At 70.5% G+C, this 20,000-nt stretch carries 15 protein-coding genes; 6 read left to right on the top strand and 9 right to left on the bottom strand.

Features of this window, described 5'->3' with window-relative positions; all coding sequences use genetic code 11:
• Window positions 1-93: 93 nt before the first annotated feature.
• Both WME79_RS28755 and WME79_RS28750 read right to left on the bottom strand, forming a co-directional pair.
• A complete protein-coding gene (locus WME79_RS28755) occupies window positions 94-1,356 on the bottom strand; it encodes an RNA polymerase sigma factor (protein WP_437521201.1) in 1,263 nt (420 codons plus the stop codon).
• Window positions 1,356-1,748, bottom strand: coding sequence for a YciI family protein (locus WME79_RS28750; RefSeq protein WP_437521198.1), 393 nt, complete (start codon window positions 1,746-1,748; stop codon window positions 1,356-1,358). Before WME79_RS28750 ends, WME79_RS28755 begins: the two co-directional genes overlap by 1 nt.
• Before the next feature lie 511 nt (window positions 1,749-2,259).
• Between WME79_RS28750 and WME79_RS28745 the strand changes: the two genes are divergently transcribed.
• From WME79_RS28745 to WME79_RS28735, 3 genes are all read left to right on the top strand, one after another.
• Entirely contained in the window at window positions 2,260-3,192 is a 933-nt protein-coding gene (locus WME79_RS28745) for a DUF2935 domain-containing protein (RefSeq protein WP_437521195.1), read from the top strand.
• A 157-nt stretch (window positions 3,193-3,349) separates the two neighbouring features.
• Window positions 3,350-3,715, top strand: coding sequence for a DUF4180 domain-containing protein (locus tag WME79_RS28740; RefSeq protein ID WP_437521192.1), 366 nt, complete (start codon window positions 3,350-3,352; stop codon window positions 3,713-3,715).
• Between the two features lie 2 nt (window positions 3,716-3,717).
• On the top strand, window positions 3,718-5,382 hold the full coding sequence (locus WME79_RS28735) for a hypothetical protein (RefSeq protein ID WP_437521189.1): 1,665 nt from the start codon (window positions 3,718-3,720) through the stop codon (window positions 5,380-5,382).
• Window positions 5,383-5,444: 62 nt separating this feature from the next.
• Here WME79_RS28735 and WME79_RS28730 read toward each other — a convergent pair whose 3' ends face one another.
• A complete protein-coding gene (locus WME79_RS28730) occupies window positions 5,445-6,653 on the bottom strand; it encodes an endo-1,4-beta-xylanase (protein ID WP_437521187.1) in 1,209 nt (402 codons plus the stop codon).
• Between the two features lie 91 nt (window positions 6,654-6,744).
• Window positions 6,745-7,011 carry a DUF6289 family protein gene (locus tag WME79_RS28725; RefSeq protein WP_437521185.1) on the bottom strand — a complete coding sequence of 89 codons (267 nt, stop codon included), beginning with the start codon at window positions 7,009-7,011 and terminating at the stop codon, window positions 6,745-6,747.
• A gap of 386 nt (window positions 7,012-7,397) precedes the next feature.
• Here WME79_RS28725 and WME79_RS28720 point away from each other — a divergent pair, with 386 nt between their 5' ends.
• Window positions 7,398-11,330, top strand: coding sequence for an ATP-binding protein (locus tag WME79_RS28720; protein WP_437521183.1), 3,933 nt, complete (start codon window positions 7,398-7,400; stop codon window positions 11,328-11,330).
• 49 nt (window positions 11,331-11,379) lie between these two features.
• Here the strand turns inward: WME79_RS28720 and WME79_RS28715 are convergent, their stop codons facing one another.
• The 3 genes from WME79_RS28715 to WME79_RS28705 form a co-directional block, all read right to left on the bottom strand.
• Complete coding sequence (locus tag WME79_RS28715) at window positions 11,380-11,883, bottom strand: SRPBCC family protein (protein WP_437521181.1); 504 nt, start codon at window positions 11,881-11,883, stop codon at window positions 11,380-11,382.
• A gap of 33 nt (window positions 11,884-11,916) precedes the next feature.
• Window positions 11,917-12,333, bottom strand: coding sequence for a VOC family protein (locus WME79_RS28710; protein ID WP_437521179.1), 417 nt, complete (start codon window positions 12,331-12,333; stop codon window positions 11,917-11,919).
• A gap of 164 nt (window positions 12,334-12,497) precedes the next feature.
• Complete coding sequence (locus tag WME79_RS28705; RefSeq protein WP_437521176.1) at window positions 12,498-13,448, bottom strand: sigma-70 family RNA polymerase sigma factor; 951 nt, start codon at window positions 13,446-13,448, stop codon at window positions 12,498-12,500.
• Window positions 13,449-13,671: 223 nt separating this feature from the next.
• On the opposite strand from WME79_RS28705, the gene WME79_RS28700 reads away from it, so the two are divergent.
• The gene (locus tag WME79_RS28700) at window positions 13,672-15,336 is read left to right on the top strand and encodes a serine/threonine protein kinase (protein WP_437521173.1); all 1,665 of its coding nucleotides are present in this window, start codon (window positions 13,672-13,674) and stop codon (window positions 15,334-15,336) included.
• Between the two features lie 20 nt (window positions 15,337-15,356).
• Here WME79_RS28700 and WME79_RS28695 read toward each other — a convergent pair whose 3' ends face one another.
• Both WME79_RS28695 and WME79_RS28690 read right to left on the bottom strand, forming a co-directional pair.
• On the bottom strand, window positions 15,357-16,490 hold the full coding sequence (locus tag WME79_RS28695) for a serine/threonine-protein kinase (RefSeq protein ID WP_437521171.1): 1,134 nt from the start codon (window positions 16,488-16,490) through the stop codon (window positions 15,357-15,359).
• Window positions 16,491-16,911: 421 nt separating this feature from the next.
• The gene (locus WME79_RS28690) at window positions 16,912-18,381 is read right to left on the bottom strand and encodes a serine/threonine protein kinase (protein WP_437521169.1); all 1,470 of its coding nucleotides are present in this window, start codon (window positions 18,379-18,381) and stop codon (window positions 16,912-16,914) included.
• Window positions 18,382-18,649: 268 nt separating this feature from the next.
• Between WME79_RS28690 and WME79_RS28685 the strand changes: the two genes are divergently transcribed.
• Window positions 18,650-19,975, top strand: a complete 1,326-nt coding sequence (locus WME79_RS28685; RefSeq protein ID WP_437521167.1) for a flavohemoglobin expression-modulating QEGLA motif protein — start codon at window positions 18,650-18,652, stop codon at window positions 19,973-19,975.
• Window positions 19,976-20,000: the final 25 nt, after the last annotated feature.

The following is a 20,000-nucleotide window of genomic DNA, read 5'->3' as shown; positions in this document are numbered from 1 at the left end:
GCGTCACCTGCTGTCAGGCTTGCGGCATCTCTCCTTGTCTTGTCTTGATCTCGCTGCCCACGTTCGCGGCTCTTGCGCGCGTCGCGCGACTCGCTACTTCAGCGCGTCGTTCAGCCGGGCCGCCTGCGTCGTCAGGTAGTTCTGCTCCGGGATGCTCGTCGTGCGGCTGGCCGCACGCCTGTAGTGCGCGATCGCCGCCTCGCGATCACCGGCCCGCTCCAGGAGGTGCGCCCGGGCGGCGTCGAGGCGGTGATGACCCGAGAGGCGCGCGTCGGCGTCGAGCGCGTTCAGGAGATCGAGCCCCGCCTGAGGGCCGTGCACCATGGCCGTCGCGATCGCGTGGCTGAGCGCCACCATCGGGTTGTCGGACATCCGCATCAGCACGCCGTACAGCGCCAGGATCTGCGGCCAGTCCGTGTCCTCGGCCCGCGCCGCCTCGTCATGCACCGCCGCGATCGCGGCTTGCACCTGGTAGGCGCCGATCGAGCCCCGGGACAGCGCCGCCGTGACGAGCGCGACGCCCTCGGCGATCGCGCGCTGATCCCACAGGCGTCGATCCTGCTCCGCGAGCGGGATCAGCTCGCCCAGAGGCCCTGTCCGCGCCGCGCGCCGCGCGTCGGTCAGGAGCATGAGCGCGAGGAGGCCCGCGACCTCGCCGTCGTCCGGGAGCAGCGCCTGCACGGCGCGCGTCAGGCGGATCGCCTCGCCCGACAGATCGTCGCGGTGCAGCGCGGGGCCGGAGCTCGAGGTGTAACCCTCGTTGAAGATCAGGTAGAGCACGTGCAGGACGGCGCCGAGGCGCTCCGCGCGCGCCTCGGGCGTCGGCCGCTCGAACGGCACGCCGGACGCCTTGATGCTCTGCTTGGCCCGGCTGATCCGCTGCGCCATGGTCGCCTCCGGGACCAGGAACGCTCTTGCGATCTCGGCCGTCGTCAGGCCGCCGACGGCGCGCAGGGTCAGCGCGATCGCGGACGGCGCGGACAGCGCGGGGTGGCAGCACATGAACAGCAAGGTGAGCGTGTCGTCCTCGAGCGACGCCTCGTCGCTGTCGGCGGCGAGGGCGATCTGCAGCTCGGGCGGCACGAGGCTGACCACGATCGCCTCGCGGCGGCGGCGCGCCGCCTCGCTCCGGACGTGATCGGCGATGCGCCGCGACGCCACGTGGATCAGCCAGGCGCGCGGCTCGTCGGGCACGCCCTCGCGCGGCCACTGCGTGGCCGCCGCGATCAGCGCCTCCTGGACCGCGTCCTCCGCAGCGCCGAAATCTCGGAATCGCCGCATGACGGCGCCGAGCACCTGCGGCGCGAGGTCGCGCAGCAGGCGCTCGGCCGTGGCGCTGTGGGACGGAGAGGTCACTAGCGATCGACGGGCGGCGCGCTCATCACCTCTCGCACCTCGATCCCCATGTTGAGCGGCGCGCCGCCGGGGCCGGGCGCGGCGGACGCCTGCGCGGCGATCTCGTACGCGCGCTCGGGGCTCTCGACGTCCACGATCCAGTACCCGGCGAGGAACTCCTTGGTCTCCGGGAACACCCCGTCGGTGATCGGCTTGCCGTCCTTGCCAGCGCGCACGAGCTTGGCCTGGTCGGGCCCCGCCAGGCCCTCGGCCGCCACGAGCTCGCCCGACGCGCTGAGCTTCGTGTGGAAGCTCTTCATGAACGCGATGTGCGCCTGGAAGTCCTTCTGCTGCCAGTTGGCGACCTGGTACGGCCCCGCGCACGGGGTGTTCATCATCAGGATGTACTTCATGATCGGCTCCTTCTCTTCGCTGTCGCCCCGGGATCGGGCGCGCGTTCGTGGGGTTGTCGGAGCCGAGGGCGGGTCCTCGACATCCCGGGCGACGATAGCGAAGAAATCCGAAGCCCGACACAAGGGACGGCTGTATGTGGGTGTAGGTGCGCTCGCGGCGCCAGCGCGAGGTGTGCAGGTCTGTCGTCGCGGGCGTGTGTCCTCCGCGGTGCGATGTGCTCCGTGGTCGCAGGTGGTCGGTGGAGGAGGGTGAATGTGCGCTATCTTCGCAGGCCGGCGATCGCGGGGCGGCCCATCACGGGCGGATTCCGCGGGTGACGTCCGGCGCGCCCCCACGCGACCTCTCTGCTGACGAAGCGCTCGGGCGTGGTGATTCCGCGCGTCGCCGGCCGTCGTGATCGGTGAGGCGCGCGCCGGCGGACCGCCCTGCGAATCGACTCTTTGGCTCAGGCGCGGGACATGCACCTTCGCGCTCCGATTCTCACGGATGCATGAACCTGGAGGAGCGTCGATGGAGAAGCGTGTTCCGCAAGGGAAACTTGGACGCCGGCAATTCGCCGGCAGCGCGGTGGCCACCGCGGGTGTCTCGCTGCTCGCCACACCGAGCCTCGCGCTGCCCGACAAGAGCTACGCGATGTGCGAGTCGATCGGGCCCCTCGCACTACCGGAAGGGGCCGCCTATACGCCCGGCATCGCCGTCGACCGGCGCTCGAGGAAGCCGATCTTCCTGCCCGCCCCGGGCGCCGGCTATGCAGCGCACGCCGTCTCGGAGGTCCTCTTCTGGACGGACCAGATGATGGAACATGCGTTGTTCATGACGCTGCTCATGCCCGGCGATCACCTCCGCGGGCCCCGGGACGAGGCGCGGCAGTACCAGAACCTCTTCGCCAGGCACTTCCTCGCGGCGCGCGACCAGGGGTATGGCGATTACGGGATCTCCTCGCTCCTCGCCTCGACGCGGTCGAGCGTCCAGCGCTTCATCGAGTACAAGCGCCGCATGCAGCGCGCGCAGGAGAGCGGCTCGCTCCGGAGCCTCGTCTGGCCGCTCTTCTTCGACCACATCGCGCGGGAGGCCGAGCGCTTCGTCGCCCGGCTCGATCGGCTCGCGTACGGCGACATCGCGCTCCAGAGCGACGAAGTCTCGGCGTTCTGGACGAGGATCATGGCGGAGCACCTCGAGTTCATCGCGCACCTGCTCGACCCGCAGGAGCGCGCGCTCATCGACCAGGCGACCGCGCGCGCCGGGCAGATGTACCAGGCGCACGAGTTCCGCGTCGACAGCGGGCAGCTCGCGACGATGGCCGATGAGGTCATCGACTTCAAGACGGCCGCGGAACAGGGCATCGAGACGGGACAGATCAAGAGCATCATCGAGCCGACGCTCGCCGATCACGTGCTCCGCGAGGCGGTGAGGTTCTCCGACGAGGTCAGGCGCGCCCTGTGACGCCCTGGGCGCGGCGCGGCGGGGGGTGAGCCCGGCGCCTCCTCCGGCTCGCCGCGCGCTGCCTGTACAGCGGCCGCTCGCCGGGATTACCCTGGTCGCGGGTCGAGCGGAGCGCTCCGCCGAGCCCGCGGCGCAGAGGCCGTGTCGGAGGGAAGCCATGGATCTGGCGGTTGTCGATGAGGGGGGTGTGCAGTTCGTGGAAGGGCCGCCGGATCACGGGTTCATGTCGAGCGTCCGCGACGTCGACCGCGTGATCGAGGCCTGTTTCTCGAGCGGCGTGCGGTGTGCTCTCCTCCACCCGGCGAACCTGACGGCGGCCTTCTTCGACCTCAGCTCAGGGGAGGCAGGGGAGATCCTGCAGAAGCTGAGAAACTACTGGATCCGGCTGGCGGTGGTGTGCCCTCCGGGGGCCGCTGATTTCAGCAGCCGGTTCGGGGAGATGGTGATCGAGGAGCGCCGCGGCCAGCATTTCGGCGTGTTCGAGGCGCGTCACGCCGCGATCGAGTGGCTCCGCGGGGAGTAGCCGTGGCGGTCTGGCCGACAGCGCCTTTTGCGCCATCGCCGCCTCCGACGCAGGCAGACCTCGAGCGTTCGCTCGATGGGGTCACGGCGGCGTGGATCGTCGGCGAGGACCAGCGCCGCGTCCGCGTCGGCCGCTCCGCGCTCGGCCCGCTCCGCCAGCTGCTCCGCATCCGCGACGGGGCGCGCGCTGGTCTCGGGGCCTCTGCGCGGCCGGTGACCCTGGTGTTCGAGCGCGCTTGCCGGCCGTCTGGCGCGCTCCGGATCGACGGCGATTGCTCCGTGCAGCTGCTCTCGTGGAGCGACGCTGTCGACGTCGAGGAGCCGGCTGCGCTCGCGGCGTGGCTGGCCGCGCACGGCGCCGGGGAGCCGCTGCGGGCGCTTTCGCGGAGCCGCGCGCCGGACGCCGCGTTGGCCCTGAGCGCATGGCGCGCCGCCGCGCCGCCCGAGGTGGGCCCGCACGTGGACGCGCTTTCGCCCGGCGGGCGCGCCGTGCTCGACGCCGAGCGGCTCGACGCGGCCCTCTCGGCCGTACGCGCAGCGCGCGGCGGCGTGGCCGAGGCGGCCTGGGCGCTCGGCGCCTGGCACGGCGCGCGGCGAGGTCCGTGGGACGAGGCGTATGCCTTCGAGGCTGTGACCGACGCGATGCTCCGCCGCCTCGGCATCCACGAGGTGTTCGAGGCGGCGCTCGCGGGTGTGCCCGCCGCGTCGGTCGCCGGGATCGCGCGGTTTCTTGTCGAGCACATCACCTGGCGCGCGCGATGGGGGATAGAGCAGCGCATGCCCCTCCTCGCGCGCGAGGCGCTCCTGGCTGCGGCGCGGGACTCCGGCGCTCAGGAGAACGCCGTGCGCGCGCGGCGCCTGCTGTTCGGCGAGGGCGACCTCGCCCCGCCGGGAACGGAGCTCGTCGCCGCCTCGTCGGGGGGGCGGTTCAACCGCCTTTGCACGGATGGCGTCCACGCGTTCGGCGTCGACGGTCATGAGCTCATGCGGCTCACGCGGGGCCGCGGCGCGACAGCGCTGACCCAGCTCGTCGCCCCCGGGAGCCCGCTCGCCGCGCGCGCTGGCAGCCTGTTCTTTCTCAAGCGGAGCGGCGCGCACAGGGTCTCGGTCGAGGGCGGCGAGGTCCGCTCCGGCGCCGGCCCGCTCTTCCACCTGGCCCCCGGCCGCCTGCGCCGCGCGCTCTCGCGCTTCGTGGCGGCGCGCGACGCGGCGCTCGCCCGCCTTGTCCCGAGCGACGCCGACCTGCTCCCGCTCGACCCCGGCCACGACGCCTGCGACGCGTACGAGGCCTTCGGCGGCGCGCTGCCGGCCGCGCTGCGGCTGCGCTCGTTCTGGGGCTGCGACGCCGCCCGGGGGCTGCTGCACGAGGCGCCGGCGCGCGGCGCTGCCCGGACGATCGCGCTCGGCGGCCGCCCTGCATGGCTTGGCGCGACCGACACCGGCGTGCTCGCCGTGGTGGCCCGCGAGGCCGGAGAGGCGGCCGTGCTCGCGGTCGACGAGGGCGGCCCGGCTCGCCTGCTTGGCGTGTTCCGCGGCAGCGCGGGCGACGTGCTCGCCGCGCTGCGCGTGGGCAGCGGGGCGTGGCTCCGCCTCGCGGCGCCGCTCGGCGACGTCGTTGTGGCGCTGGCGGGGGCTGCGGAGGGAGATCGAGCGCCTTTGGCGACGTGAGGGCCCGAGATCTGCCCAGGATCACGCGCGAGCGCTCGCGAGCGCTCACCACGCAGGAGGGATCACTGGCCGCGACCGAGGAAGTCCATCAGCCAGGCCATGGCCGGCCGCATCGTGCTGTCCGGGTGCATGAGGCCCGTGTTGCTCCGCCAGGTGGAGCCGACGATGTAACCGTAGAAGGTGATGCCTTTGACGGCGGTGTGGTTGTAGAGCATCGTGAACTGCTCCTCCATCACCCTGCGCTGCTCGTCGTCGTCCGCGAGATCGATGTCGAGCTCTGTGATGTACACGGGCAGGCCCATGGCGGCGAACCTGTCGAGGAAGCCCTTCACGGTGCCGGCGTCCTTCTTGTACACGTCGTGGGCCTCCGCGCCGACGGCGTCGATCGGGGCGCCCGCTTTCAGCGCCGCGTTCAGCATCACCACGAAACGGTCGTGTTCGCTCTCGTACTCGATGATGTTGTAGTCGTTGAGGATCAGGGTCGCGCCCGGGCAGAACTCGCGAGCCCACTTGAAGGAGTTGACGATCCAGTCATGGCCGCTCTCGCCGTCGCCGCCGATCGCGTTCTTGAAGGAAGGCGTGGAGTTGGGCGGCGGCTCGTTCACGACGACGATGTACTTCGTTGCGGGGTACCGCTGACAGAACCCCTGCATCCAGTCCCTCACGGCCTGCCGTTGCTCCTCCGCGGGGAGACGCCCTAGCCAGCTCGGGGGCGTGGCTCCCCACACGAAGGAGGACTGCGTGAACGGGATGTCGTTGTCCTGTGCGTACTTGTAGATTGCGTCGAGCCTGCTCCAGTCTCGCTCGCCGCGGGACGCCTCGACGGCGCTCCACCTGCCCTCGATCTCGGGCGTGATCTGGTTCCAGTACCGGACGAAGCCGTCGCGCACGGCGCGGTCCGTCGTGATGTTGCCGACGAACTTGCCGGTGCTCGTGCTGCTCGATCCGCCCGACCCGTCGCCAGAGCCGCCGACCCCGGCGCTGATCGTCCCAGAGCCTCCGGAGCCGCCGTCACCTGAGCCGCCCGCGCTCGACGAGCTGCCTGCACCAGAGCCAACGGCGCTCGTGCTGCCCGTGCCAGCTCCGCCGGCGCCCGTCGTTCCAGCGTTGCCGCCATGGCCGCCCGCGCTCGACGAGCCGCCAGCGCTCGACGAGCCGCTCGGTGCATCGTCGCCCCCGTCCACTCGGCCAGAGCAGCCGGGGAGGGCCACGATTCCGAGCGCGATCCAGGCGGTGCCGTACAGCCATCGAGAAGAACGGTTCTTGTTCATGCCGACCTGAAGCATCCTCTCGGATCGATCACGGGCCGTGACATGGATAAGGCGGCCGTCGAGCCGGCCGCCCATCACCGGCGCGCTTCCCTCAGCGAGGAGGCGGGGTACAGCTGAAGCACCCGCCGCACTCGTAGTGCTGCGTCGTGGTGCCCCACGCGATCCGGTTGTTGCAGCAGTCGCGGCCGTACTGGCCGACGACGGTGGTGTAGCTCTCGTCGCTGTAATAGGTGCAGTTCCCCCCGGGCGCCGCCTCGCTCGAGGGGACTAGCAGGGCAGTGGTGCCCAACATCGCTGCGCCAGCGGTCAGGGCAGCGAAGAAGTACCGAACGCGGGCAGCAGGGCTGAGACGACGCATGGACGCTCCTTTTGCAATGGGAGGCCGGTTTCGGCCTCCGAAGTTATGCGAGATAGCTTAGACCGATTGTTTGGCTCGGGCAAGCGCTCCCGCCGGAGTTGCCTTTGCGGAGTTCTGTAAATATTCATTCGGCCATCGGAGGGCCGCGCATGATTTCAGAAGATGGTGAAAGCGGGCGCGAGCTTCTGCGAGGGGGCCACGGAGATGTCCCGCAGGCGGTGGAGTGATTGACGTGTCAAGGAAATTCACTCGCCCCGATGGGGCTGGGCCGGCGTATCTACGCGGTACGCATCGAGAGGGTCGTTGAGCCGAGCGGGCGACCGTCCCCAGCATGGCGGCGCGCAGGATGGCTGGACTCGGCTGTGGTAAGAAAGCAGGTGTTCGCCATGACGAGACAGCGCACCGGCCAGCGCGACCGCGTCAAGGAGCGGACCGGCGTGGGGCGCGTCGAGGAAGCGAGCGCCGGGGCTGGGCCGGATCCGGCCGGCGGCGCGCTCGCGGGCGGCGGGGAGATGGGGGCGCTGATACGCTCGATCGACTGGTCGCAGACGGCGCTCGGCCCGGTCGAAGCATGGCCCCAGTCGCTGCGGACGGCGCTGTCCATCCTGCTCTCGTCCGAACACCCCATGTTCCTCTGGTGGGGTCGGGAGCTGATCCAGTTTTACAACGACGCCTACCGCCCGATCCTCGGGTCCAAGAAGCACCCGGCCGCCATGGGCCAAGCGGGCCGCGAGTGCTGGAAGGAGATCTGGGAGATCATCGAGCCGATGATCGAGAAGGTCTTCGCGGGAGGGGCCACCTACGTCCGCGATGGCCTGCTCGTCCTCGATCGGCACGGCTTCATGGAGGAGTGCTACTTCAGCTACGGTCAGAGCCCCATCCGGGACGAGAGGGGCGCTGTCGCGGGTATCCTCGTCGCGTGCTCCGAGAGCACAGGGTACATCCTTGGACAGCGACGGCTGCAGGTCCTCGGGACGCTGGCGGCCAGGGCGGCTGATGCCAGGAGCGTTCAGGATGTCTGTCGGGTGATGATGGAGACGCTGGCAGAGGCCGGGCGCGACGTGCCCTTCGCCCTGCTCTATCTCGTCGACAACGGCGCGCCCGCGCGCCTCGCAGGGACCGCCGGGCTCGACCCAGGCCACGCGGCGGCGCCGGCGGTGGTGGGGCTCGGCGCGGCGGCCGGCGCGGTGTGGCCGCTGCACCGCGCGCTGCGCGAGGACGTGGAGGTGGATCTGTCGGAGCTGCCCGCAGGTATCGGCTCCCTTCCAGGAGGGCCATGGCCGGACGCCCCTCGCCAGGCGGTGGTGCTGCCGCTCCCCCGCGCCGGCGCCGGCGGCCGGCCGGCAGGCTTCCTCATCGCGGGCGCCAGCCCCCGGCTGGTGCTGGACGACGACTACCGCCGCTTCCTGCGGCTCCTGGCCGGCCACGGCGCGGCGGCCCTCCAGAACGCCCGGGCCAGCGAGGAGGAGCGGCACAGGCTGGATGCGCTCGCCGAGCTCGACCGCGCCAAGACGGTGTTCTTCAGCAACATCAGCCACGAGTTCCGCACGCCGCTCACGCTGATCCTGGGCCCCGTCGAGGACGGCCTCTCGGACGCCGAGCACCCCTTGCCCGCGCCGCAGCGCGACCGCCTCGCGATCATCCACCGCAACAGCCTCCGGCTCCTCCGGCTCGTCAACACGCTGCTCGACTTCTCGCGCATCGAGGCGGGCCGCATCCAGGCGAGCTACCAGCCTACCGACCTCGGCTCCTTCACCGCGGAGCTCGCGAGCTCGTTCCGCTCGCTCATGGATCGGGCCGGCCTCGCCCTCACGGTGGAGTGCCCGCCCCTCTCCGAGCCGGCCTACGTCGACCGCGAGCTCTGGGAGAAGATCGTGCTCAACCTCATCTCGAACGCCTACAAGTTCACCTTCGCGGGGGGCGTCCGGGTAACGCTGGAAGACGCCGGCGGGCGGGTCGTCCTGTCGGTCGAGGACACGGGCACCGGCATCCCGGAGGCGGAGCTGCCGCGCGTGTTCGATCGGTTCTACCGCGTCGAGGGGGCCAGGGGCCGCAGCTACGAGGGCAGCGGCATCGGCCTCGCGCTGGTGCGGGAGCTCGCGAAGCTCCACGGCGGCAGCGTGGCCGTGGAGAGCCGCCTCGGCGCGGGCAGCCGCTTCTCGGTCGCGATCCCGCTCGGGAAGGCGCACCTGCCCGCGGATCGCATCGACCTCGCCCCCGCGCCGGCCACGGAGGCGCGCGGCGCGGCGCCCTTCCTCGACGAGGCCGCGCAGTGGGGGCGCGACGGGCGGGCGCCGGATGCGCTGCCGGCGGAGGAGCGCCCGGCCCCGAAGCAGCCAGGGCACATCCTCGTCGCGGACGACAACGCGGACATGCGCGACTACGTGCTTCGGCTGCTCCTCGCCGAGGGGTGGACGGTGGAGACCGTGGCCGACGGTCAGTCCGCGCTGGAGAGCGCCCGCGCCCACGTCCCGGACCTCGTGCTCACCGACGTGATGATGCCGCGGCTCGACGGCTTCGGCCTGCTCAAGGCGCTGCGCGCCGACGAGCGCACCCGCGGCGTCGCCGTGATGATGCTCTCCGCGCGCGCGGGCGAGGAGGTGCGCGTCGACAGCCTCGGGGCCGGCGCCGACGACTTCCTCGTGAAGCCGTTCTCCGCGAAGGAGCTCCTCGCGCGGGTCCGCATCCACGTGGAGCTCGCGCGCCGGCGGCGGGAAGCCGAGGGGCAGCGCCAGTACCTGAACGACCTCTTCATGCAGGCCCCGGGTCCCATCGCCATCCTCCGCGGGCCGGAGCACGTCTTCGAGGTGGTCAACCCGCTCTACCAGCAGCTCGTCGGCGGGCGAGCGCAAGTGGGCAAGCCCATCCTGGCCGCCCTGCCCGAGCTCGAGGGTCAATCCATCCCGGATCTCCTCGACACCGTGACCCGCACCGGTGAGCCCTTCGTGGGAAAGGAGCTCGCCGTGCGGCTCGACCGCCAGGGCAATGGCACGACGGAGGAGTGCTTCTTCAACTTCGTCTTCCAGCCGATGCGCGACCGCGACAGGGCGATCGAGGGCATCTTCGTGTTCGCCTTCGAGGTGACCGACCAGGTGAGCGCCCGCCGGCGCGTGGAGGCGCTCGTCAAGGCGCTGAGGCTCGCCGATCAGCGCAAGGACGAGTTCCTCGCGATGCTCGCGCACGAGCTCCGCAACCCCCTGGCCGCCATCAGCCTGTCGCTCACGCTGCTCGGCGATCTGGCGGGCGAAGCGCCCAGATCGGCGCGTTACCGCGAGATCGCCCGGCGGCAGGTGGGCAACCTCGTGCGCCTGGTGGACGATCTCCTCGACGTGTCGCGCATCACGCGCGGCACGGTGGAGCTGCGCCTGGAGGACGTCGATCTCGCGGCGGCGGTGCGGAACGCCGCCGCCGCGGTGAGACCGGCCGTGGAGGCGCGGCGCCACGCGCTCTCGGTCGAGGTCGGGCCGGGGGACTTCGGCATGCAGGCCGACGCCACGCGGCTGGAGCAGGTGGTCACGAACCTCCTGACGAACGCCGCGAAGTACACGCCGCCGGAGGGGGCCATCGCGGTGCGGCTGACCCGCGAGGCGGCGGGCGGCGCGCCCGAGGCCGTGCTGCGGGTGCGCGACACGGGCCGCGGCATCCCGGCGGCGATGCTCGAGCGGGTGTTCGAGCTCTTCACGCAGGTCGATCAGACCATCGACCGCAGCACGGGCGGGCTGGGCCTCGGGCTCACGCTGGTGCGGCGGCTGGTGGAGATGCACGGCGGCAGCGTCGTCGCGGAGAGCGCCGGACCGGGCCAGGGCAGCGAGTTCATCGTGCGCCTTCCGCTCGGCCGGGGCGCGGCGCTGCCGCTCGCGCCGGGCGCGGCGCCCCCGCTCGCGCCGGCCGCGGCGCTGCCGCTCGCGCCGGGCGCCGGGCCGCCCGCCGCCCCGCCGCCAGCGGAGACCGCCGAGCGGCGCCGGGTGCTCGTCGTGGAGGACGTGGAGGACGTGCGCCGGGTGATGTGCGAGTTCATCGAGGCCCTGGGGCACGAGGTGACGGTGGCGGTGGACGGGCTGGACGGCGTGACGAAGCTGCTGGAGCTGCGCCCCGATGTGGCCTTCATTGACATCGGCTTGCCGGGCATCGATGGCCACGAGGTCGCCCGCCGGGCGCGGGCCGCGCCCGGGGGCGACGCGCTCTACCTGGTGGCGATCTCGGGCTACGGTGGACCCGAGGACCAGGCCAGGTCGAGGCAGGCCGGCTTCGACCTGCACCTCACGAAGCCCGTGGGCGGCGCGACGCTGCGGCAGGTGCTCGCCGAGCGCCGCGCGTGAGCGAGCGCAGGCTGGCAGCGCCGCGCCCGCTCACCGCCGGCCGGTCGGCTCATCGCTGCTGCAGCTGCGCAACGAGCGCTTCGAGGCGGTCGTAGCTGATGCCCGCGCCCTTGGGCATCCCGGACGCGAGGACGATGTCGCGCACTTCCGTCGACGGATAGCGCACCGTGGCCGTGAGCCGCGTCTTTTCGCCCTCGTCGGTGAAGACCGCCGTCACCACCGAGACGGTGTCCGGAAACTGCTCGAAGATCTCGGTGAACACGAGCCGGCTCGCCGGCGAGATCTCCTGGTTCTCGCCGTGGAAGGCGGCCTCGCCCCCGGGGTGGCGGTTCACGAAGCGCCACTTGCCGCCCGGCCGGAGGTCCATCTCGCAGACGGGCACCGAGTAGCCCTCGCCCAGACAGCCCCACCACCGCTTGATGTGCTCGGGCTTCGTCATCGCCTCGAACACGAGGTGCCTCGGCGCGTTGAACAGGCGCGTCATGCGGACCTCGTCCGCCGACGGCGTCGTGACCTGGAAGCTATCGCTGTTCGCTGTTTGGCTCTCGACCATGGCTCTCCTCCTTCTCCTTCGTCGAGGCGCCGGCTACGACTGGATCGCCTCGGGGGCCATCCAGACGACCTCCCAGTGGTGACCATCGATGTCGTAGAAGCTCCAGCCGTACATGAAGCCGTGATCCTGCGGATCCATGGCGTGCGACCCGCCCGCCGCGATCGCCTTCTTCACGATCTCGTCGACCTCGGCCCGGCTGCTGCACGAGAGCGCGAACATCCCCTCCGTGTGCGTGCTCGTGTTGCAGATCTCCCTCTTCGTGAAACCCTTGAAGAACGGCTCCACGAGGAGCATCACGAAGGCTTCCTGGCTGACGATCATGCAGGCGGCGTTGTTGTCCGTGAACTGCGGGTTGAACTCGAAGCCGAGCTTCGCGAAGAACTCCATCGACCGCTTCAGGTCGCGGACGGCCAGGTTGACGAAGATCTTGCGAGCGCTGTTCGTTGTCATGGTCCTCTTCTCCTGTTCGAGCATGGACATCGGGTGATGCCGGCCACGATCGCGTCCATGAGGGCCGTCGTGCCGGAGTTCACCCCATAGACCCCCGCCTGCGCCGGGACTCATCGGTCGACCGGAAAAAAAGATCGCCGCCCCGATCCGGCCGGGCGCGGGGGCTACGCGGGGAGCTCGAGAGGCAGGCCGAACCGCGGGAAGAGCGTCTCGGTGTCGAGGAAGGACGTCATGCTGGCGATGCGGTCCCCCGTGAGCTCGAGCACGATGAGCGCCCAGGCCCGGTGGCCGCCCTCCGGCGCTGGGCGGTACTGGCCGAACGCCGGCGAGCCGCAGGCGGCCGTCGGCACGAGCCGCGACCCGCGGCAGCCCGCGCCCCGGCCCAGCAGCCACGCGCGGATGGCGTCGGGGCCGCGGAGCCAGAGGGTGAACGGCGGCATCGACAGGGTCGCGTCCTCGTGCAGCAGCGCCGCGAGCCGGTCCACGTCGTACTGCTCGAAGGCGGTGACGTAGCGGTCGACCAGCGCCGACTGCGGCTCCGGCAGCGTGGCGCGCACGTCGTCGAGATCGCGGCTCGCGAGCGTCGCCCGCGCGCGCTGGAGCGCGCTGTTGATCGCGGCGACCGAGGTGCTGAGGCTGTCGGCGACCTCCGCGGCGGACCACCCGAGCACCTCCGTGAGCAGCAGCGCGGCGCGCTGCTTCGGCGGCAGGTGCTGGAGCGCCGCGACGAACGCGAGGCGGATGCTCTGGCGGAGCACCACCCGCTCCGCGGCGTCGATGTCCGCCGGGAGGGCGTGCGCGTCGGGGACGGGCTCCAGCCAGTGCGCGCGCGGGCGCGTCTGGAGCTCGTCGTCCACGGTGCCGACAGGGCCTTCCTCGAGCGGGCGCGCCCGGCGCGCGCGATCGGCCCGCGCGTCGAGGCAGACGTTCGTCGCGATGCGGTACAGCCAGGTGCGCAGCGACGATCGCCCGTCGAACTTGTCGAGGCTCCGCCAGGCGCGCACCATGGTCTCCTGGACGGCGTCGTCGGCGTCGACCACGGAACCGAGCATCCTGTAGCAGTGCCCGGTGAGCGCCGCGCGGTGTTCCTCGAGCTGGTCCACGCTCCCCGACATCGCGGCGACGGTACCATCGGCTTTCGGGCGGATCCACGGTCACGCTCCCTCGCGGCGCGGCACGCGCGGCGAGGGCAGGGCGCTGGTGTCGACTCGGGCACGTTGGGTCGGCCTGGTCGGTCTGCGGCCGAGCTCGGCCGGCGACACACCCGGGACGGCACGCCGAGTGTCGCGCGGTCACGACAACGTCGCGCGGTCACGACGCCACGGCCCATCGGATAGGATGGGCGACGGGCGGTGCTGGGGCGCCGCGAGGACTCCGTTCGGCGAATTAGCAAACCTGAACCCGGATATGGACGACCAGGAACTGCAGCGCAGAGTCGGCACAGTGCTGTGCGGGAAGTGGACGATCGAGCGGTTGTTGGGCTCGGGCGGCATGGCCGCTGTCTACGTCGGCGCGCACAAGATCGGGCGGCGAGATGCCATCAAGATCCTCCACCCCGAGATCGCGCGCATGCCCGAGCTGCGTGCGCGGTTCGATCAGGAAGCGCAAGCCGTCAATCGATTCGTCCATCCCGGCGCGGTGGAAATACGCGATATCGACACGACAGCGGACGGCTGCCCGTTCCTCGTCATGGAGCTGCTCGATGGTGAGTCGCTCGCCTCGTACGCCAGGCGCCTGGGCAGGATGGACATGGCCGAGCTGCTGGCCATGGTGGACGGGCTGCTGGACGTGCTGGTCGCGGCCCATGCGCACGGCATCATCCACCGCGACATCAAGCCAGACAACCTGTTCCGCCTCCGCGACGGGCGCCTGAAGGTGCTCGACTTCGGCGTCGCCCGTGTCAGGCAGGCCGCGGCCGACTACGTTCGGACGCGCACGGGAACGACGCTCGGCACGGTCGCCTACATGCCACCGGAGCAAGTCAGAGGCGACGAGATCGATGCGCGTGCCGACCTGTTCGCGGTCGGAGCGACGATGTTTCGCCTGATCACGAAGCGGCGCATCCATGACGCGAGCTCTGACACCGATCTGGTCGTCAAGATGGCCACGCTGCCTGCGCCGCCGCTCGCGAGCGTCGCTCCGGAGACCCCGCAGTGGGTGTGCGCCGTCGTCGATCGCGCGCTCGCGTTCGATCGAGGCGAGCGCTACCCGAGCGCGACGGTCATGCAGCAGGACGTGCGCGCGGTCCTGGCCGGTCAACCGCCCGCTTTTGCCCTGCGGTTCGGCGCGGCCGGGGCCCCCGCGGCAGATCCGCTCAGCACCGCCACGACGGTGTGGATGCCCCAGGGGCTCGCCCCTTCCTCGGCCGCATCGGCGTTCACCCAGGCGACGCAGTGGACGGCGACCACGGTACGTGGACGGAGGCTGCGGTGGGCCGTGCTGGCGTTCCCGCTGCTCGCCGCAGGCGTGCTCGCCGCCGTGGTTCTCCGTGCGGTGCACGTCGAGCCCGACGCGAGATCGCCGGGGGCGACCGGCGCGCAGCGACCGGCGGCCTCACCGCCCGCCAAGGCTCCCGGTGGCCCGGCGGCGGATCGCCTCCTGGCAAAGGCTCCGGATCCCGGCCCCGAGAAGAAGGGCGACACAAGAGCTCGCCTCCCTGGCCCATCGAGCCGCGGCCCCGAGGAAGGGCGCGGCGCGTCGCAGCGGACCAGCTGCATGCAGACAAACGACTGCGATCACGTGTGCGATGAACCGTGCCAGATCGCTTGTCAGGAGGGAAGCGTCTGCGACATCGGGGCGCGCCGAGACGCGCTGGTGAACTGCATGGGATCGGGGATGCACAAGATCTGGTGCGAAGGTGATTGCTCGGTCAATTGCATGACGAGCGCTCCCTGTTTGGTGTACTGCACGCCTGGCTCCGATTGCGTCATCGGCACGTGTCTCGGGCCGATAGAAGCCTGTCCTGGCAACGTCATGGCGTGCGGAGCCCCTTGCCCCGGCTGAGTGGCCTTTTTGAGTCTCTGTCAGCTGAGCAGGATGGCGATCAAGAGCGCGACGCTGAGCAAGAGCGATACGACGATGGACGCAATGAGCCACGGCTTCATCGCCGGCGAGGTCCACCTGGACGCGAGCGATGTCGCGCTCGTCTGGTGCCCCGGAGCACCGGGGTGCATCGCAACGGTCGGCTCGATCTGCCTCGACGCACCCTCCATCACCGCAATGGCCCCGTCGATGGCCGCGATCACGCTGGTAGCCGTCGGATAGCGTTGGATCGGGTCTCGCTGGACGAGCCGCATCACGAACGCCTCCACTTCGGGGCGGATACCTGATCCCGGAGCACGCTGGCGGAGCGGGGGCGCATCCTCGATGAGCCGCCGCCGGAAGGAAGATTGGCCGTCGCTCGCGTCGAACGGGCTTCTCCCGGACAGCATTTCGTACAAGATGATTCCAAGCGCATAAAGATCTGCGCGAGCATCGACGGCATCCATGCCGCGCACGGCCTCCGGCGCGAGATAACTGAGCGTGCCGAGGACCTGGTCGGCAGCGGTGAGGTCCTGGCCTTTGCCCGCGGCCTCGCGGCTTTCGGTGGACAGGAGCTCTACGTTCACCTTGGCGAGGCCGAAATCGATGAGCTTCACCTGATCACGGGCGCCGAGGAGGATGTTCTGCGGCTTCACATCGCGGTGCACGATCCCCTTCGCGTGCACCGCCTCCAGGGCAGACGCGATCTGCCTCGCGATGTGGAGCGCGCGTCGCGCGGGGAGCGGTGCCGAGGCGAGCACGTCCTGGAGCGGGGTGCCCTCGACATACTCGAGGACGAGAAAATGCGACCGATCCGCGAGCTGACCGAAGTCGCTTGCCGAGACCACGTTCGGATGCTGGATATGCGCCCCCGCGATCGCCTCCCGCTCGAACCGCGCCACGATCTGGGGGAGGTTCCGGGCGCTCGGCTGGAGGACTTTGATCGCGACCTGCTTGCGGAGGTGCACCTGCTCGCCGCGGTACACGGCTCCCATGCCGCCCTCCCCGATGAGCTCGTGGACGCGGTACCGCTCCGAGATCAAGCTCCCGATCAGCGCTGGCGCATTGTTGTCCGAGCGCACCAACGTGGGTGCGTCGTCCGACCACGGCCGCGCCGCAGTCTCGATTTCTTCCACCAGCGCTGAGCTTGTCAGCTCAACGACGGATGCGTCGCGTTGTTTCCCGAGCATCGGCACCGTGACGTCGTCGGTGCTCGCGCGCCCCTTGGGAGGGATTGTCCCTGGCATGCCGAGGAGTGTACACGCACGAAGGTGCTGAGAGCGGAGGAACCGCACCGCCGTCCGAGTGGACATCCTGCTCAATCCACCCTCCGCACGGAAAAACTGTGCAATTTCGCGATGTTCGTGGATCTGGATCCGTGCGCCGACCTCAGCCTACAAGGATGTCCACAGCGCATTGAGCCATAGCTCGCTAACCTCCAGCCCCGCCCCGAAGGCGCGATGACGGCATCGAGGGCGGGTGATCGAAGAGTCGGGCGGCGGCGTGCTCTTCGGCATGCCGGCACCGTACAAGATAGGGCCGCAGCTCCTCACAGAGCTATTGCCATTGAAGCTCGGAGGGGTGGTAGGCTTTGAGGCCGTCAATCGGAATGGGCCCATCGGGGGTGCCGCTGCACACTTTGACGCCCTCGTCATTCGTGCGTACGGGATAGGCATGTTTCAGCTTTGACGTGACGCAAAATGGATATTTGCCGTCTTTGATGAGGAGGCGATACTTGCCATCGGAGGCGGGCCGGCGCGTCGATGGGGGCGCAGCGGTCGAGGATGGCGTGGATGGCGTGGATGGCGTGCTGGTACTGGAAGACGTGGCCATCGTGAGAGAGCTGCCGCTCGCCTTGCCCTCTTGAGATGCCTCAGCGTCCGCGCGCTCACGAGTGTCTTCGGCGGAGTCTTGCGAGCGAACAACGAAGAAGACGGCGGCGAGGCAAACGGCGACAGCAAACGAGCCAATCACTGCAATTATCAAAAGTGGCGAATTCGAGCTCGCTCGTGGGCTGGTTGCAGCAGATTGAGGCGGCACGGGTACGACCATCGGTGCCTGCATCGCTCGGCCGGGAGCAGGAGCGGCCATCGTCGGGGCATCGACGCTGATTGGAGACGACACGTCGGCTCGGATCGACACTGGGGCTGGCGCGTGGGGGGTAGCATTGGCGCCCAAGACTCGCTCGATGTCTTCGCGCATGGCGCGGGCCGTTGGATAGCGGCGCGGTAGATCGAAGGCGAGCGCGCGATCGACGATGGCGCAAACCTCGGGGCTGACGGAGGGGGCAACGGTGCGCAGGGCCGGCGCAGGCTGTGTCGCCATTTTGATGAGGAGGTCGCTCTCCGTGGAGCCCTCGTGCACATGGCGTTTTGCAAGGATTCGAAACATCGTCGCGCCGACGGCGAAGACGTCAGCCCGCCCATCGATCTGGCCACCAACGATTTGCTCGGGCGGCATGTAAGGTGTAGTCCCGAGCATCGCGCCGGTGCGTGTATGAACATTGGAGCCGCCCTGCTTCATTCGAGCGATCCCGAAGTCGAGGACTTTGACGCCGCCTGGAGAGGTCAAGAACAGATTGTCAGGCTTGATGTCTCGATGGACGATGCCGAGCCCGTGCGCGACATCGAGCACTTCGAGCACGGTTGAGATAATGCGGAGCAGCTCGCGCTCCTCGATGCCGCCGGAGCCGCGGGCGCGCTTGCCGAGCGATTCACCATCGAGCAGCTCCATCACCAAGAACGGCGAGCCATCTTCGCTCGTATCGATGTCGAGGACATTGACGGCCGCGGGGTGACCGAGCTGGTTCACTGCGAGCGCCTCTTGCTCGAACCTGGCTCGAAGCTCCTTCGAGACCGCGATTTCCGGATGGAGGATCTTGATCGCGCAGCGCCGGCCGATCCTGTGTGTCGCCTCGTAAACCGCTGCCATCCCGCCGACGCCGATGAGCGAATCGATGCGCCATTTGCCCCGGAGGACCGTTCCGATTCGTGCTGTACAGTGTGCTAGCTGGGGATCATCATTCATCGAGGTTCAGGCTCCAATGTATCCCGGATGCGAGGAGCTGAACAACATGCTCGGCGTGGCCACGGGGAGCGCCGGCGCACGCCCTCGCGCTTGCCTCCCCGGCACAGGCCTGCTGGTTGCCGACAACACGTTGCCGGAGGCCTCCGGGGCGCTTCGGCACGCAACCACTGCGCACGGGCGATCTCAGCAGAGCCCGCGGGCGCTGGCGAGCCGCAAGTTCCCGAGCCGGCTGCTTCCCGCGCCCCGCGGTTCGCGCGAGCATCGCGCCATGAGCATCGACCGCGCCGTGCTGGAGCAGCTCGATCGGGTGGGCGCCCGCCTCTCCGAGGGCAAGGCGCTCCGGCTGCTCGAGGACATCGCCTGGCCTCGCGAGGTCGAGGAGCGCTTCTTCGCCGCCGGCGAGGATCACCTCCCCGAGGTCGAGCACCGCGTCGACCGCGACGGGCTCGCGCGGCGCATCGCCGAGCTGCGCGAGCTCCTCGGCTCGATCGACGGCGACGCGCCCGCGCTCGACTGGCTGCGGGACAACGTCCGCGCGCAGATCCAGGCCGCGGAGCTGCTCGAGGCGGCGGGGACCCGCGAGTTCGCCGAGCGGTCGCGGGCGCTCTACGGCGGCGCGCGCTCGCGGTTCTTCGGCGGCGAGCTCAGCAACATCGACCTCGCCGAGCACCTCACCGCGCGCCTGCGCGTCCACGGCTGGGACGAGGCCAGCGATCCCGAAGAGGAGCCGCTCGACGCCGGCGCGCTCCGGGATCTGCTCGCCGCCCGCGTCGCCGCGCGGACGCCGCCGCTCGACATCGAGATCGTGCTCGACCCGCGGATCACGGCCAAGGTGGTGGCGGGCATGAGCCGCGTCCGCATCCGCCCGGAGGCCACGTTCGCGTCCTGGGAGGCCGAGGGGCTGTGGCACCACGAGGTGGAGACGCACGCGCTCACCGCGCACAACGGCGCGGCGCAGCCGCGGTGCGCGTTCCTGCGGTCGGGCGGCCCCCGCACCACCCGCACGCAGGAGGGACTCGCGATCTTCGCCGAGCTGTACAGCCGCTCGCTCTCCATCGCCCGCCTCACCCGGCTCGCGGAGCGGGTGCGGCTCGTGGACATGGCCGAGCAGGGCGCGAGCTTCCTCGATCTCTACCGGTACCTGCGCGAGCGCGGCGCCGGGCGCCGCGACGCCTATTTCGACGCCCAGCGCGTCTGCCGCGGCGGGCTCGTCGAGGGCGGCGCGCCCTTTACCAAGGACGCCTGTTACCTGGCCGGCCTGCTCGAGGTCTATGCCTTCCTGGCCGCGGTCCTGCGCGGCGGCCTGCGCGACGAGGTGGAGCTGCTCGTCTGCGGCCGGATCGCGCTCGACGACATCGCGGTGCTGGCGGAGCTGCGCGCGGCGGGCGTGCTGGAGCGGCCGCGCTACCTGCCGGGCTGGCTGCGCGCCTGGCAGACGCTGCTGCCCTATTTCGCGTTCACCTCGTTCATGGATGGCATCGACCTCGGCCCGGTGGAGCGGCACTTCCAGGAGCTGCTCCGCGTGGCCGCCGAGGCGCGGCCGGTCGGGGACGGGGAGGGGAGCAAGCGCGAACGCCAGCCGCGGGAGGGGTGAGCGCGCCGCGATCGTGCGCGTACGC

Origin of the sequence: Sorangium sp. So ce726 (assembly GCF_051521405.1) — a bacterium.
In the GTDB taxonomy this organism is placed as follows: Bacteria; Myxococcota_A; Polyangia; order Polyangiales; family Polyangiaceae; genus Sorangium.
This window is presented reverse-complemented; position numbering and strand designations above follow the sequence as displayed.